Source organism: Pseudomonas sp. B329 (assembly GCF_023127835.1).
GTDB classification, from domain to species: Bacteria; Pseudomonadota; Gammaproteobacteria; order Pseudomonadales; family Pseudomonadaceae; genus Aquipseudomonas; species Aquipseudomonas synxantha_A.
Genome location: NZ_SPKP01000057.1, coordinates 13,721 through 29,089, shown reverse-complemented (window position 1 = coordinate 29,089; position 15,369 = coordinate 13,721). Strand labels below are relative to the sequence as shown.

Genomic DNA, 15,369 nt, shown 5'->3' with positions numbered 1-15,369 from the left:
CGACGCGGCTGGCAACGACAGCCCGGCGGTCGAGGCCGGCGTGGCCGACCTGGCCCCGCCGCAAGCCCCGCAGGGTGACGAAAGCCTGCAACTGATCGATGACGTAGAGCTAAATGTCGGCCTCATCGAGCACAGTGGCAAGACCAATGACGAACAACCGACCTTTAGCGGCAAGGTGGACGATGCCAACGACGTCAGTTCGGTCAACATCTACGACAACGGTGTACTGATCGGCAGCGCTCCCGTTGACGCCGCCGGCAATTGGATCTTCACCCCCGACGGGGAGCATAAGCTGGGCCAAGGTGCGCATAGCTTCCAGGCTACTTCGGTCGACGTTGCCGGTAACGAAAGCGCCAAGACCGATGCCTGGAACTTCACGGTCGACACCGAGGCGCCGACCTTAGTGATGGACTCGAACAAGCCTGAGCAGCTCAACCTGATTGATGATGTCGGCAGCAAGACCGGCCCGATAGGCAAAGGCGGCGTGACCGATGACGCTAAGCCGGTCTTCCAGGGCAAACTGCCCCAGGTGGGCGATATCGTCGCCATCAATGTCTACGACAATGGTGAACTGATCGGCAGCACCGCAGTAAACGCCAATGGTACTTGGTCGTTCACCCCGAACGCCGACTTGCTGGAGGGGCGGCACAACTTTCAGGCCGCCACCGTCGATGGTGCTGGCAATGAAAGCGCTCGTACCGAAAGCTGGGGCTTCACCGTTGACACCTTGCCGCCGACCGAACTGCCGCAGGGGGAAGACGCGCTGCAGCTGATTGACGATGTGGGCACTAAGACCGGCCTGATCGCTAAAGGCGACGTGACCGATGATGCCAAGCCTCAATTCCTGGGCAAGGGAGCGCCGGTCGATGCCGCGTTGATCAACATCTATGACAACGGTGTGCTGATTGGGAGTGCCAATGTCAACAATGGTGAGTGGAACTTCGAACCGCCGCAGCCGTTGCAGGCTGGCTCGCACAACTTCCAGTCCGCCGCAGTGGATGCTGTTGGCAACGAAGGTGAAAAGACCGCGGATTGGAGCTTCACCGTCAAGTTGAACGCCCCGCAGGCGCCGTCGCTGAACCATGTGAGTGATAACTTTGGTCTGATCACCAGCACCCACCTGCAACCGGGCTCCGTTACCGACGACAAGACTCCGACTGTCTCCGGTACCGCTGAGCCAGGCGCCGTGGTGTACCTATACGTCAATGGTGGCGAAGTCGGCAGTGTCGCCGCCGACGCCGAGGGCAACTGGAGCATCACCGTCAGTGACTTGGGGGCCGATGGCATTAAGGTCATCACCGCCAAGGCGGTCGACAAGGCTGGCCAAGCCAGTCCGCAAACCGGCGGCTTCACCGTCGTTCTTGACACTACCGCGCCGCTCAAACCGGGCGTGCCGAGTGTCGAAGATAACGTCGGGGCCATTACCGGGCTGATCACCGGCAGCGTGACCGACGACACCACCCCGACCTTTGGTGGCAGCAGCGAGCCGGGTGCCACCGTCACCATCAAAGATAGTGGGCGGGCGCTGGGCAGCGTACCCGTCGGCATAGATGGCAAGTGGTCGTTCACCCCGTCCGAGCCGCTGGCCGAAGGCGAGCATAGCATCACCACCCAGGTCACCGACCCGGCTGGTAACGTCAGTGAGCCGAGCGGCGCTCTGAAGCTGGTGGTCAACACCCAGGTGGTCAACGTCAGCGTGACCAAGGCCTTGGACGCCGCTGGAGACAAGACCGGTGACTTGACCAACAACGCCACAACCGACGACAGCAAGCCGACTCTGGTGGGTACTGCCACTGCCGGTGCGCTGGTCACGGTCATGGCAGGCTCCAACGTGTTGGGCAGTGTCGTCGCCGACGTCAGCGGCAATTGGACCCTGGAATTGCCGCAGCAGGCCGACGGAATGCACATCTACAGCGCCGTCGCCTGCAACGGAGCCAACAGCGCCAATGCCCGCTTCGGGCTGACAATCGACAGCCTCGCGCCGAGCAAGCCGGGTGTGATCACCGCAATCGACGACCAGGGCGAAGTCACTGGCCCGATTACTAGCGGCGTGACCGACGACGCCACCCCGACATTTGGCGGCACGGCTGAGCCTGACAGCGTCATCACCATCAAGGATGGCAACAAGATTCTGGGCAGCGTTCCTGTCGGTGCAGACGGCACCTGGTTGTTCACCCCGACGGCGCTGGCTGATGGCGAGCTCGCCATCAGCGTTACCGCCACCGACAAGGCTGGCAACGTTAGCGAGCCTAGCGAGGTATTGCCGCTCAAGGTCGACACCAGCGAAGTCAAGGTCAGCATCACCCAAGTGGCCGATAACGTTGGCGGCAGCATCAAAGACATCGCCAAGGGTGGCTGGACCAACGACAGCACCCCAACCTTGCACGGTAAGGGTGTAGCCGGTGAAACCGTGCACGTCAGTTTCAAGGACGGTGCTGAAATCGGCACTGCAACGGTCGACGCTCAGGGCAACTGGAGCTTCCAGTTGCCGGTTCAGGCCGACGGCGAGCTCACCTACGTGGCCAGCATCGACAATGGCGCCAATAGCGCCAGTGCCGAGTTCAACGTGAGAATTGACACTGTCGCTCCGGCCAAGCCGCAAACCATAGGCGCTGTTGATGACCAGGGCAAGGTCACCGGCAACATCGAGGCTGGCGGTATCACCGATGACAACCTGCCAACCCTTAGCGGCAAAGCCGAGCCGGGTAGCATCGTGACCATCAAGGATGGCGAGTGCGTGTTGGGGCGCGCCACCGCTAGTAACGACGGTAGCTGGACCTTCACTCCGCAGGCACCATTGGGTGACGGCGAGCACAGCATCACCGTCGAAACCACTGATGCCGCTGGCAACACCAGCGAGCCCAGTGACGTGCTGGCGTTCACTGTCGACACCGCGGTGGTGACCGTTAGTGTCACCAAGGCCGTCGACAACACTGGCAGTAAGACGGGCGACCTGGGTGATAAGTCGATCACCGACGACACCCGTCCTACCCTGGTTGGCACTGCCACCGCTGGTGCAGTCGTCAGCATCCTGCTTGGCGCCACCGAGCTCGGCTCGATGCTCGCCGACGAATTTGGCAAGTGGAGCTTCGAACTGCCGGAGCAGGCCGACGGCACTTATAGCTATGGCATCGTGGCCAGGGGCGCGAACGGTAACGAGGCTGGAACCAGCTTCGAACTGACCATCGACACCCAAGCGTCGTCCGCGCCGGTCGGCGGGACAGTGACTGACAATGTCGGAGCTCACCAAGGTAAACTGCAGCCCGGCGACGTCACCGATGACAATGCGCCGGTCATCGGTGGTCACGGCGCTAAATCGGGCGAGGTCATCAATGTCTACGACAACGGCAGCAAGCTCGGCACCGCCACAGTAGATGCCAACGGTAACTGGCAGTACAAGCCGGAAACTCCATTGGCCGATGGTCTGCATCAGATCTCCGTGTCCGCCACCGGCGTCACGGGGAATGAAAGTGCCCAGGGCCCGTTGCTGAGTTTTAGCGTCGACACCATCCCGCCAGGCGTCAGCAACGACCTGAACCTGTACGATGATGTCGGCCTGATGACCGGCACCATTGAAATCGACAGTACCACTGACGACGCGCGTCCGCGATTCAGCGGTCGCCTGGCCGCCGGCGAAGCCGGTTATGTTAACGTTTACGACGGCATTAAACTGCTGGGTACCGCCCCTGTCACGGAGGAGGGCAGTTGGACCTTCCAGTCGCCGCTGCTGGAAGTTGGTCACCATAACTTCCGGGCGGAAGCGGTGGATGGCGCTGGTAACGTTGGTGTGACGACTCCTGACTGGAGCTTTATTGTCACAGGTGATTCCAGCCGTCCGAGCCAGCCATCGTTCAGCACCGTGCTGGATAACCATGGCAGCAAGATGGGCACGTTGCAAAAGGGTGAGCGGACCGACGATAAGAACCTTAGCGTCAAGGGCACCGCCGACGCCAACAGCGTCGTACACCTGCACGTCGATGGCGTGGAAGCCGGCAGCATGCGTGTGGCAGCTGATGGCCTTTGGAGTATCGAGACCGGTGATCTGGGTGCCGATGGTGTGAAGAACCTTACCGCCCAGGCCGTTAACGATGTGGGCCAGGTAAGCTCGGTGGCCGGCCCGTACAACATCGTGCTGGACACCACTGCGCCGGCCAAGCCAAGCACGGTCGTGGCTGCCGACGATATCGGTAAGATCACTGGCGAGATCCTGCCAGGCAGCAGCACCGACGACAACCTGCCGACATTCACCGGTAGCGGCGCTGAAACCGGTGCCACCCTCACTGTCAAGGATGGCAATACCCTCCTGGGTACAGCTATTGCCGATGACAGCGGCAACTGGAGCTTTACGCCGTCTGAACCTCTGGGTGACGGTGAGCACAGTATCAGCGTCAGTGTCACCGACAAAGCCGGCAACACCAGCGAAGCCAGTGATCCGTTGAACTTCAACCTGGACACGTCCGACGTTGTGGTCAGCATCCTGCGCGCCAAGGATAATGTCGGCAGCATCCGGACCGACATCGGTGCCAACGGTGTCACCGACGATCCCCAGCCTCGCCTAGAAGGTACCGCCACCGCCAGTACCGTGGTGACGATCATGGAAGGCACCACCGTGATCGGCAACACCAACGCCGACGCTGCAGGTAATTGGTACTTCGACCTGCCGCAGCAGAGCGAGGGCGCGCACAACTATACCGCCGTGGCCAAGAACCAGGTTGGCACCGAAGGTAGCGCCAGCTTCGCTCTGACCATCGACACCGCTGCACCGGACGTTCCTGAGATCAGCAGGGTGCTCGACGATGTCGGTAGTAAGACCGGTGATGTCAGCAACGGAGGCTTCACCGACGACCAGAGCCCGACCCTGTATGGTACCAGCGACGCCGAAGGCGACCTGATCAATATCTACGATAATGGCGAGCTGCTCGCCAGCGTCGTGGCGGGTGCGGGCGGAGCCTGGAACTGGAACCCGGCCGGCGACACCGAGAAACTCTCCGAGGGCCAGCACAAGCTGACCCTCACGGCGACCGACAAGGCTGGTAACGAAAGCGCTCAGGGCCCGGTCTTCGAGGTCAACGTGGACATCACCGCACCGGGTGCTATCAGCGACCTGGGTCTGCACGACGACGTAGGCGCCTTCATTGGTACCATCGGCACCGGCAAGGCCACGGACGACGCCACCCCGACCTACAGTGGCCTGGTTGATCCTGCTTCCGGCGCGACGTCGGTAAATATCTATGACAATGGTAAGCTGCTTGGCTTTACGGCGGTGAACGTCGACGGCACTTGGTCGTTCACACCGGACACCAATCTGCTGGACGGTCAGCACAGCTTCTCGGCCGCTGCTGTGGATGCTGCCGGCAACGAGGGACCGCGCACCGACGACTGGGGCTTCACCATCCTGACCGTCGCCCCGGAGACGCCAGTCATCATCAACGTCAGTGATGATTTCGGACCTAAGCAGGGTGATCTGCCGAAGGTAAGCGCCACCGATGACACCACCCCGACGCTGGCCGGCAGCGGCCAGGCCGGCACCATGCTGTATCTATACGCCCGTCTCAGCGTAGACGGCCCAGGCACCCTCGTAGGCTCGACGATTATTGATGCCCTGGGCAAATGGGAAATCACCACCTCAGACCTGTACCTGCAGGGCGGCGAGGGCATGAAGTACCTCTATGCCCAAGCCCAGGATGTCGTCGGCCAATGGAGTAGCGCCACCGACAACTTCCCGATCGAACTGTACACGAGGCTACCGGTAGCGCCGGAGATGCTCTCGTTCGTCACCAAGGACTTCTCCAGCCAGGTGTCCGGAAACCTGGCCAATGACAGCATGCCGAGCATTGCCGGCAAGGGTGAGCCGACCTCCCAGGTGACTCTCTCTGACAACGGCGTGGTTTTGGGCAGCACGAGCGTTGACGAGAAGGGCGACTGGAACTTTACGCCGAAAAGCCCGCTGGCCGATGGCGAGCATGTGTTTACCGCGGTGAGCACCGACAAGGTTGGTAACACCATCGAGGCGAGCGAGCCGTGGCTGTTCGTGGTCGATACCCTGCCGCCGAAGGTCGGCCTGGACATCAACACCTCCGAGCAACTGGCTGGTGAGACCGAGCCAGGGGTGATCGTGACCCTGGTCTATAAGGCCGGTTCCCTTCACACCACCGCCGACCAGTACGGCCGCTGGAGTATTCGGCCCAACCCATTGGCGCAAGGCGAGAAGGGCACCTTGTCGGGTCGCGACGTCAATGGCCTTGAGGCACCGCCAGTTGACATCCAGGGGGTTGCCTTGGGCGGCTACGAACTGGATCACCACGCGGAGGTGGTGAACACCACCAAGGTCGGTCCGCAGATCAGCCCGAGAAGCGCCACCTTGTCCGATGGCAAGATCGTCGTCGTTTGGCAGAGCGGCGATACCTCTGCTAACGCCGCCGATGTGTACATGCAACTGTTCGCGGCCGATGGCGTTACCAGGATCGGTACCGAGCAGCAGGTCAACCAGCGCAACAAAAACAACCAGGACAGTCCGCAAGTGACGGCCCTGGCCGATGGCAGCTATCTGGTGGTCTGGGAGTCCTACGCGGCCGGCCCGGACACCAGTGGGGACGGTATCATGGCGCGCCGCTACGGGTCTGACGGCAGAGCCATAGGCGATGAGTTCGGAGTCAACGTCAATATCGCTGGCAACCAGAACGCCCCCACGGCGATGGCCCATGCCGATGGCGGTTACACCATTAGTTGGTCGAGCCGTTCGTACGACAACAAAACCAAATTGATCGTGCAACGCACTTTCGATGCCCATGACAAGCCACTGACCGACGATGTCAGTGCGGCCAATTTCAATCCATACGTCACAGACAGCTACCCCACACCCGTGATGGCTGCGTTCACCGACCCGGCGCACGACGGCATGTACGTAACCGTGTGGGAGGGTGCCCGCGGCCCGCTCGACTATTCTGAGGAAGGCATCATCGGTCAGATCTTCAAGGCCGATGGCACCCCGCTGGGCAAAAACTTCCAGGTCAACAGCATCACCGGCAGCGTCCAGAATACTCCGAATGTGATCACTCTGAAGGACGGTACCTTCCTGGCGGTCTGGCGCGGCACGCTGCCGGGCGGCGATCGACAGAGCAGCAAATTCATCTACAAAGGACGCTACAGCGTGGATCCGTCCACCGGTGACGTGCAGCAGATCGGCATGGATGAGCAGGTCGTTCATTATGCCAACGGTAATCAATATCAGCCCACCGCAGTAGCACTGAACGATGGTGGCTACCTGATCGTCTGGGGGGCAGGGGCTGGCGATGGCAGCGGTTCGGTGGTGAAGGCCAAGCGATACAGCGCAAGCGGCGAGAAGCTCGGTCACGATTTCATCGTCAACCCGAACACCGATGGCGACCAGAGCTTCTTCGTTAACCCGATCGGTGCCACTCTTTTGCAGGACGGCGACGTCTATGTGACCTGGCAGAGCAACAAGGCCGATGGCAGTGGTTGGGGCATCGAGAGCACGGTGGTCGACATCGACGCCGGTTATTACTCGGAGTTCATCGTCAACACCACCACCGCAGGCGATCAGGACAGCTCGGCCACTGCGCGCTTGCCTAAGGGCGGCTTCGTGGTGGTTTGGGAGTCGGCCACTGGCGATGGTTACGCCGAATGTGTTATGGCTCAGCTGTTCGACGCCACGGGCATGCCGGTGGGCAGTGAGTTCGTGGTTAACACCACCGCCGTTGGTAACCAGATCAATCCCTCGGTGGGGGCGCTCCAGGATGAGGGCTTCGTGGTCAGTTGGACCAGCAACGCCCGCGGCAACGAGGCCGTGATGCAACAGAGGTACGGCTACACCTACGACCCCAAAGGCCAAATCAGTGGCGTGGCACGTCAGGGCGACGAGCACATGGTCAACGTCAACGACGTCGGTAATCAGCGCTACTCCAGTATTACCGCGTTGGCTGACGGTGGCCACTTGGTGACCTGGAAGTCGGCCGTGAGTGGCGAGTGGCACCTTTATACCCGCCAGTACGATATAAATGGTTCCCCAGTGGGCAGAGAGCAGATGGTCAGCGACACCAACATCTCCACCAGTGCCGACACTCGTGCGACCAGCATCAGTACTCTGCAAGACGGTCGCGTGGTCTTTTCCTACGCCTACAACACCGGTGGTACCGCTGCTTACGACGTTCACTTCCGTATTTACGATCCGACCGCGAGTACCTTCGGCGCGGAAATCGTGGCGAACCAGACTACCGCTAACTACCAGGCGTCGCCGAGCGTGGCCGGTCTGGCCAACGGCAACTTGGTGGTCACTTGGGACTCCAACGACAAAGGCGGCCTGGACTCCTCTGGCTACGGTAGTTGGGGACGCATCTTCAACGCCAGCGGCGAGCCGGTAAGCGGTGAGTTCCTAGCCACCGGCAGCACCCTGAACAACCAGGACCGACCGGTCGTGGTCGCTCGCGAGGGTGGTGGCTTTGTGGTCATCTACCTCTCGAAGACCGACCTGGCACCGGGTGCGGATACCTACGGTATCTACGCCCAGTACTTCGACGACGCTGGCCGCAAGGTAGGGCCGGAGCTGCGCGTCAACCAGTTGTTGGCGGGGGATCAGACCCAGATTTCCGCCACCTTCCTGGACAGCGGCAAGCTGTTCGTGAGCTGGACCGACGCCAGCGTGAACAGCAGTAACGGCGGCGGCATGAGCGACGGCAGCGGTACCGCTGTTAAGGGCCGCTTGGTGGACCTGGATGAGACCCTCGACTTGGAGGCCCTCGGCTTGACGCCGCAAGTACCGGAAGGTGGAGCAACTCACATCCCCTACCGCCCGACTTCCGATGCTATGGGGACCGCCAGCAACGACATGATCGACGCTCGCGGCTATACCAACGTCAGCGCTGGCGAGGGTAACGACGCCATCATCATCGATGGCACTGGCTTCCGCCATATCGACGGTGGCACTGGTCACGACACTCTGGTGTGGGCTTCGCACAACCCGCTGAAGCTGGCGGCCATCGCGAACAAGGTGGAGGACATCGAGGCCATCCACCTGAGCGAGGGCGTAAGCCAGTTGCTCACCCTGACCTTGGGCGACCTGCTAAAGGTGACTGGCAAGGACGCGAACGGTGAGCAGACTATGAAAATCACCGGAGACGTTGGCCAAAACGACGTGTTTGACACCGTGGACATTGACCTTAATGCCTGGTCAAAGGCTATGCAGGTTACGGAGAACAACGTCGTCTATGACGTCTATGACTCGAGCAGCGCATCCTACGCGCACCTGCTGATTCAGGAGGGGTTGCATGTGGTCTGAATGATCTTGGGATGAGCCGCTAGAAGCCAGGCAGACGGCTGTCTGCCTGGCTTGGGCGCTCCACCTGCATAGTTGCCCACGGGGGGGCGGTCGGATGATTCATCCAGAAATCCGGGTTTGACCCGGGTTTCTGAGGTCTACAAGCGCTCCTCTCCTGCATTAGCCAGCAAATATCGGTACGCCATCCACAGATTCAATAGCGCGAATAGCGTTACCAACTGTGCCGTGTTCTTGGCCAATCCATGGAAGCGCAGCTTGGTATAGTCGAACTGGCAGTGGATAACCTAGAAGCGCCACAGCAAGCCCCAAGAGCCGCGCGCGCAAGAGGACGACCAGCACGCTGAGCTCTGTCGTCTGCGTGCTGAACCCAAGCTCGTGACCGAAGAGCGAGACATTCTAAAAAACCGCCTCCCCGGCGCTCCGCGCCCCAATGGGTTAGAAACACGGCCACTACACTGAGACTGCTGGACAGTGGTCGTCTGCTTTTTGGAGGCTAAGTCCCCGTCAAAAAACCTGACCCAGGGGAAGCTGCGGACCCGTTAGTGGTGGCGCGTTTCGTGACCCCGTTTAGGAATGTGATCTGATCCGAGTCCCCGTCCAGCATTTTCTGTGATTGGAGGATACTCATGAAAAAGTCCAGTTCAGAGCGTCGTGGCCTGCCGGTTATTCATGACCGTGTAGCCGGCATCTATATCGGCTCGCGCTTCCATGTAGTGGCGGTGCCGGCCGACCTTACCGATGTGCCTGTTCGAACTTTTCAGGCCTTTACTGCCGACCTGGAGCAAATGGCCGACTGGCTGGTCGATCTTGGAGTTACCACGGTGGCGATGGAGTCGACCGGGGTGTATTGGATTCCAGTCTACGAGATCCTGGAAAGCTATGGATTGCATGTCGTACTGGCCAATGCACGGGACGCCCGCGCAGTACCTGGACGTAAAACCGACATTAACGATGCCCAGTGGAACCAGCGCCTGCATGCCTGTGGTTTGCTGCGTGCCAGCTTCCATCCGGATCGAGAGATCGCCGCGCTACGGAGTTATTTGCGCTTGCGAGAACGGCACCTCGATTACGCCGCCGCGCATACCCAGCACATGCAGAAGGCGCTGATTCACATGAATCTGCAACTGCATCATGTTGTGTCTGACGTCACCGGGGTCACTGGTATGCGAATCATCCGAGCCATTGTCGCCGGTGAGCGAGATGTGGGTAGGTTGGCAGCCATGCGCGACACACGCTGCAAGTCCAGCGTAGAAATCATCCGAAGCGCTTTGGTAGGCAACTACCAGCCTGAACACGTCTTTGCTTTGGAGCAGGCGCTGGCTATGTACGACGCATATCAAGTGCAACTTGATGTATGCGAGCAACAAATTGCCCAGAGCTTAATGCGGCTCTCCCAGCAGAAGCCTACATCCAGCGAGCCGCTACCGAAGCCACGCCATCGGACTCGGCAGCCGAACGCGCTCAACTTAGACGTACGCACTTTGCTCTATCAGCTGGTCGGCGTCGACCTGACCCAGATCCATGGTATCGGCCCCTACTTGGCACTGCGTTTGGTGGCGGAGTGCGGTACTGACCTGAGTCGCTGGCGTACTGCCCATCACTTCACCTTCTGGCTGACAGCACCTGGCTGCCTGATCAGCGGCGGCAAGGTGCTGTCAGCGCATACGCGTAAGACCAAGAACAGAGTTACAGCGCACTTGCGCCTGGCTGCGGTGACCATCGGCAAAACGAATACGGCATTGGGCGCTTTCTACCGACGTTTGTCTGCGCGTGTCGGCAAGGCTAAGGCGGTGACTGCTACCGCTCGAAAGATCGCCATCCTGTTCTACAACGCGATGCGCTTCGGAATGGCTTATCAGGATCCAGGGCCGCTCACTATGAACAAAAGTATCGGGAGAGAGTGGTGACGGCACATTAAAGGCGATCTGAACATGGCAAGAGCAGCAATCAACGTATTGGGCGCCACTGGTGCGACCTATGATTTTGTAACAAACGGCTCCGGCGTAGTTTCGTCGTCGCGCGAGTCGGTCGGCGTGTACCGGATCATCGGTTGTCTGGGCATGGTTCCGTTCCCACCCATCGACGATGGCTGGGGTTACACGGTCAACCAGATTGATAACCGTGCCGACGTGGATACGGATTTCACTGAAGGCGTGCTGACGGTGACGGTGGCGTATAAGGTCGCGGAAGCAAGTGCCGTAAACTATGACGGCCAAGCGCAGGGCCGCGAGGGAGCGCTGAGCTTTGTCAGCCTGTCTAACCGGGAGCAGGAAGTGATTCGCTGTTATCTCGCGGGTATGAGCATCACTGACATTGCAGATAAATTCAATCGCAGTATCAAGACCATCAGCTCACAAAAAACTTCCGCTTTTCGTAAGCTGGGTGTGGTGTCGAATAATGAGCTGTTCCGGATCAGGCACATCATTGAAGGCGTCACGGCCCGCACAGAGCCTACTGACTAGGTTCTGGGTGCAAAAAACAGTTCGACGTGCGATTAGCCGGTTGTTGCATATACTTACAGGCGTGTCACTTACTGTACTGCTCTTCATCTCTACCTCCAAAAGCGCTGAATGGGTTCAATCACGATGAAGCCTATACGTATTGCCTTATTGGATGATCACGCTGTTGTCCGGCACGGACTTGCCAATACGCTGGCGGCCGAGGCAGACTTTGAAGTGATTGGTGTTTATGAGAAGAGCCGCGACCTTATAGCTGGTTTGGGACGAGTGTCTGCGGACTTGCTACTGTTGGATTTCTCACTGAGTCCCGATGAGCTGGATGGTGTGTCTCTGATCCGCGCATTACGTATCAAGTTTCCTGGCTGCCACATCCTTGTACTGTCAGCGCACTTCGACCCGGCGACCGTGGGCTTGGCTATGCGGGTCGGTGCTCGGGGATTTGTTGGCAAGAGTGAAGACATGGAGCAGTTGGTCAAAGCCATCCGCAAAGTGGCATCGGGTGCAGTGTACCTGAGCACTTCTATGACCTATCTCCTGGCAGAAACGGTCACCAGTGATACTCGTAAGGACTCTGGCGAGATTCCGGACGCGTTGGCCCAGGCGGGGTTGACCAGTCGTGAACAGGAAGTCATTCGCTGTTATCTGGCGGGCATGACCGTGAGTGAGATTGCAGATAAATTCAATCGCAGTATCAAGACCATCAGTACTCAGAAAGCCTCGGCGTTCCGCAAGCTTGGGGTCACGTCGAACAATGAGCTGTTCAAGCTCAATAGGATCATTAGCCCACCATGAAGCAGTACTTGCAAGGGATCCTGTTGCTGTTGTCGCTGGTGGGGGCCGTTTTACCACGGGTTGTTGGGCGGCACAGCGGGGCAAAAACAGGCAATCCAGCACTGCCAACAAACCTGGGTGGACACCTCGGTCACGCTCGGTGCCGAACCGGACGTACTCTTGGGAGACATTGAGGCTACCGGAATCCATTTTCCCTGCGCTGTTCCAGCGATTGGCAAAACTGCTGGTGGAATGCCTGCCACAATTCGTCGGCCAGTTGTTAACGGTACTCAAGCAGGGGTTTGCCGAGCAACTGGGCCTATACAACGAAGGGTTTCGACAAACATTGGCCATGGTGGCGGATCAGTTCATGACCATGGAGCTGCAACCGACTATTGCCGATGCGCTGTTTGACTTGCTAATCCGGTGGCGTGATTTCGTCCAGACAAACGTCGAGAACCGCTACGAGCTCATTCCTGAATTACTGCGTATTGTCCCATTACTGAAGCGACTGGACGCAGAGGAAGAGGCGGTCAAAACTTATCAGACGGTGTTGCGCTTCTCCATGGGGCCCAGTTGGTATAAGGAGGACCAGCTTTCGCTCATGTCCAGCACGCTGGCAGCGCTGCCAGCGGCTACATCGATACCGACCGCCTCACTGCAACAAATTGCTGCGTATCTTGAACGTGCAAGCGGGGAGATGACATTCCAGCGCTATGTGCGGGCAGATATCCGCACGAGCTTCTTGGTGAATGATTCGCGCGGTTCACACCTTTCAGCGTAAGCGTCTGCCAGAGTCACCTTGCATAGCTCTGGCAGATATCGTTGGAATCGGGTATCCGCAACTCTGGTCGCAGAACATCACTCGACTTTGGGATGCTGGGCCAACCGGTGGTGAGTCGATCTCTGACGTTGTGAAACGAGTGCGAGACGGTTTAGCTGAGCTGGAATCGAAATATCCCTCCAAAACTTTTTTGCTTGTAGCACCCGGATTTTTTAAAAAAGTAGTCTGAGCACTGGCCATAGAAGACTTTTCAGACTTCTACGAATGGCAACTTTCAATCGGTAACATGCTGTTTTTGCAAAGCTTCAATATACCGACACAAGATCTTGAAACTCTGAGTCGCTCTCTACCCATAGCGTGATGTGGGCTACTGCCAGCTTTGCGGCAGCAAATCGGTAAAGCTAAGGCTTCGCCCGCCATATGCATTTACGCTGAGGCGGAGCCTCCTTGGCCAGGGCCTGTATACCACCTAAATCAATGTTCTTCACTTGGTCAGCAATAAAGCTCTCCAGCTCGTCCAAGAACGCGTCAACCGTCACCTCTCCGGCCTCGATCATCTGTTGCGTTCATGCAAGAGGGCCGTCATAACCGAGGTGGCGGCCATAGTCGGCAATGCGGCGATGAACTCCAGACCCAATTGGGTTGGAACGAATTTCTTCTTCACCACCTGGTAGAAACCGCGCTCTTCAAGCTTGGCCAGTATCTTGCTGCGGGTGAATGCAGTGCCAATGCCGCCGTTCTCGCCTTCTTTGCCCTTATCGCGAAACACCAATAGCGGCTTGATTCATGGTGCGGCTGTTTGACCTGGCTCGATGCGCAGCCCGAAAGGCCGGCCTGCTTCGCAGGCAACGCCAAGTCCTAAAATTCGGAAGATTCCTACATGTTCCAAAAGTTTTTTCTAGTATTTTATGATAGTTCGCCAGCCCATTTTTTAAGCAGTCTTTCCCGGGAGACATGCTTTTGGGTTGGGCGAACTCTCTGATTCAAACCACTATTAGCCAGCGGCCGGGTACTTGCGCATAAGCTCTTTGCTGGCTTGGACGGGAGCCACCATCCAATCGCGATAGAGCCCCCCGGGGACAGGATTACCACCATGCAGTTGGACATGATTTTGATCATCGGCATTGACCGTGAGCATGGATCTGCGGCCCAAGCAGCGCACCTAAAAGCATACTTAACGTTTCAAGGGAGAAGGAATGGTGAAAGTGGAAAAAAGGAGTTCCCTCTTCAGAGCTTTAGGTGATTTCAAGAACGATTTGGCTAGCGTGGGATGCTTCACCGCATTGATAAACCTTTTGATGCTTGTGCCGGCGATTTACATGCTGCAAGTGTATGACCGGGTACTGTCCTCGCAGAATGAAACCACCCTGGTGATGTTGACCCTGATGGTGGTGGGCTTCTTTGCCTTTATCGGCACCCTGGAAATCGTCCGCAGCTTTATCGTGATTCGTATCGGCAGCCAGTTGGAGCGGCGGTTCAACCTGCAGGTGTACAAGGCCGCCTTCGAACGCAACCTGCAACGGGGTGAGGGGCACGCCGGGCAATCGCTCGGGGATTTGACCCATATCCGCCAGTTCCTCACGGGGCCGGCGTTGTTTGCGTTCTTCGATGCGCCGTGGTTCCCGATCTACTTGCTGGTGATCTTCCTGTTCAACGTGTGGCTGGGGGTGCTGGCCACAGCGGGTGCGGTGCTGTTGATCGGCCTGGCGTGCCTTAACGAATACCTGACTAAAAAGCCGTTGCGCGAAGCCAGCGGCTACTCCCAGCAGTCCACCCAACTGGCCACCAGCCACTTGCACAACGCCGAGACCATCCAGGCCATGGGCATGCTGGGGGCGCTGCGCAGTTGCTGGTTCCAGGTGCATTCACAATTCCTCGGCCTGCAGAACCGGGCCAGCGACACCGGTTCGGTGATCAGCTCCTTGAGCAAGTCCCTGCGCCTGCTCCTGCAATCCCTTGTGCTGGGCTTGGGCGCCTTGCTGGTGATCAAGGGGCAGATGACGGCCGGGATGATGATTGCCGGCACCATTCTGATGGGCCGGGTGCTGAGCCCGATTGAC

General features: G+C 58.8%; 7 protein-coding genes and 2 pseudogenes. 7 read left to right on the top strand and 2 right to left on the bottom strand.

What is annotated here, in order from left to right:
- The first annotated feature begins 40 nt into the window (after positions 1–40).
- Complete coding sequence (locus tag E4P00_RS25060) at positions 41–9,295, top strand: Ig-like domain-containing protein (protein ID WP_248133263.1); 9,255 nt, start codon at positions 41–43, stop codon at positions 9,293–9,295.
- A gap of 137 nt (positions 9,296–9,432) precedes the next feature.
- Here E4P00_RS25060 and E4P00_RS25055 read toward each other — a convergent pair.
- Positions 9,433–9,585 (bottom strand): annotated as a pseudogene (locus tag E4P00_RS25055) (IS5/IS1182 family transposase); the annotation flags it as partial.
- 336 nt (positions 9,586–9,921) lie between these two features.
- On the opposite strand from E4P00_RS25055, the gene E4P00_RS25050 reads away from it, so the two are divergent.
- The 5 genes from E4P00_RS25050 (at position 9,922) to E4P00_RS25030 (ending at position 13,538) form a co-directional block, all read left to right on the top strand.
- Complete coding sequence (locus E4P00_RS25050) at positions 9,922–11,202, top strand: IS110 family transposase (RefSeq protein WP_248133262.1); 1,281 nt, start codon at positions 9,922–9,924, stop codon at positions 11,200–11,202.
- 24 nt (positions 11,203–11,226) lie between these two features.
- Positions 11,227–11,757: a helix-turn-helix domain-containing protein gene (locus E4P00_RS29010; protein WP_282443294.1), complete on the top strand. Its 531-nt coding sequence runs from the start codon at positions 11,227–11,229 to the stop codon at positions 11,755–11,757.
- A 123-nt stretch (positions 11,758–11,880) separates the two neighbouring features.
- Entirely contained in the window at positions 11,881–12,546 is a 666-nt protein-coding gene (locus E4P00_RS25040; RefSeq protein WP_248133261.1) for a response regulator transcription factor, read from the top strand.
- Positions 12,547–12,757: 211 nt separating this feature from the next.
- Entirely contained in the window at positions 12,758–13,309 is a 552-nt protein-coding gene (locus E4P00_RS25035; protein WP_248133260.1) for a hypothetical protein, read from the top strand.
- Entirely contained in the window at positions 13,278–13,538 is a 261-nt protein-coding gene (locus E4P00_RS25030; RefSeq protein WP_248133259.1) for a histidine phosphatase family protein, read from the top strand. Before E4P00_RS25035 ends, E4P00_RS25030 begins: the two co-directional genes overlap by 32 nt.
- A 172-nt stretch (positions 13,539–13,710) precedes the next feature.
- On the opposite strand, the pseudogene E4P00_RS25025 reads toward E4P00_RS25030, so the two are convergent.
- Positions 13,711–14,099 (bottom strand): annotated as a pseudogene (locus E4P00_RS25025) (DNA topoisomerase); the annotation flags it as partial.
- Positions 14,100–14,505: 406 nt separating this feature from the next.
- Between E4P00_RS25025 and E4P00_RS25020 the strand changes: the two are divergent.
- Positions 14,506–15,369: ABC transporter transmembrane domain-containing protein (locus tag E4P00_RS25020; RefSeq protein ID WP_248133258.1), on the top strand; the 864-nt coding region annotated here is incomplete at its 3' end.

Coding starts and splice junctions, on each gene's coding strand:
- E4P00_RS25040 (WP_248133261.1), top strand. CDS start 11,881: ATGAAGCCTATACGTATTGCCTTATTGGATGATCACGCTGTTGTCCGG.
- E4P00_RS25030 (WP_248133259.1), top strand. CDS start 13,278: ATGATTCGCGCGGTTCACACCTTTCAGCGTAAGCGTCTGCCAGAGTCA.
- E4P00_RS25050 (WP_248133262.1), top strand. CDS start 9,922: ATGAAAAAGTCCAGTTCAGAGCGTCGTGGCCTGCCGGTTATTCATGAC.
- E4P00_RS29010 (WP_282443294.1), top strand. CDS start 11,227: ATGGCAAGAGCAGCAATCAACGTATTGGGCGCCACTGGTGCGACCTAT.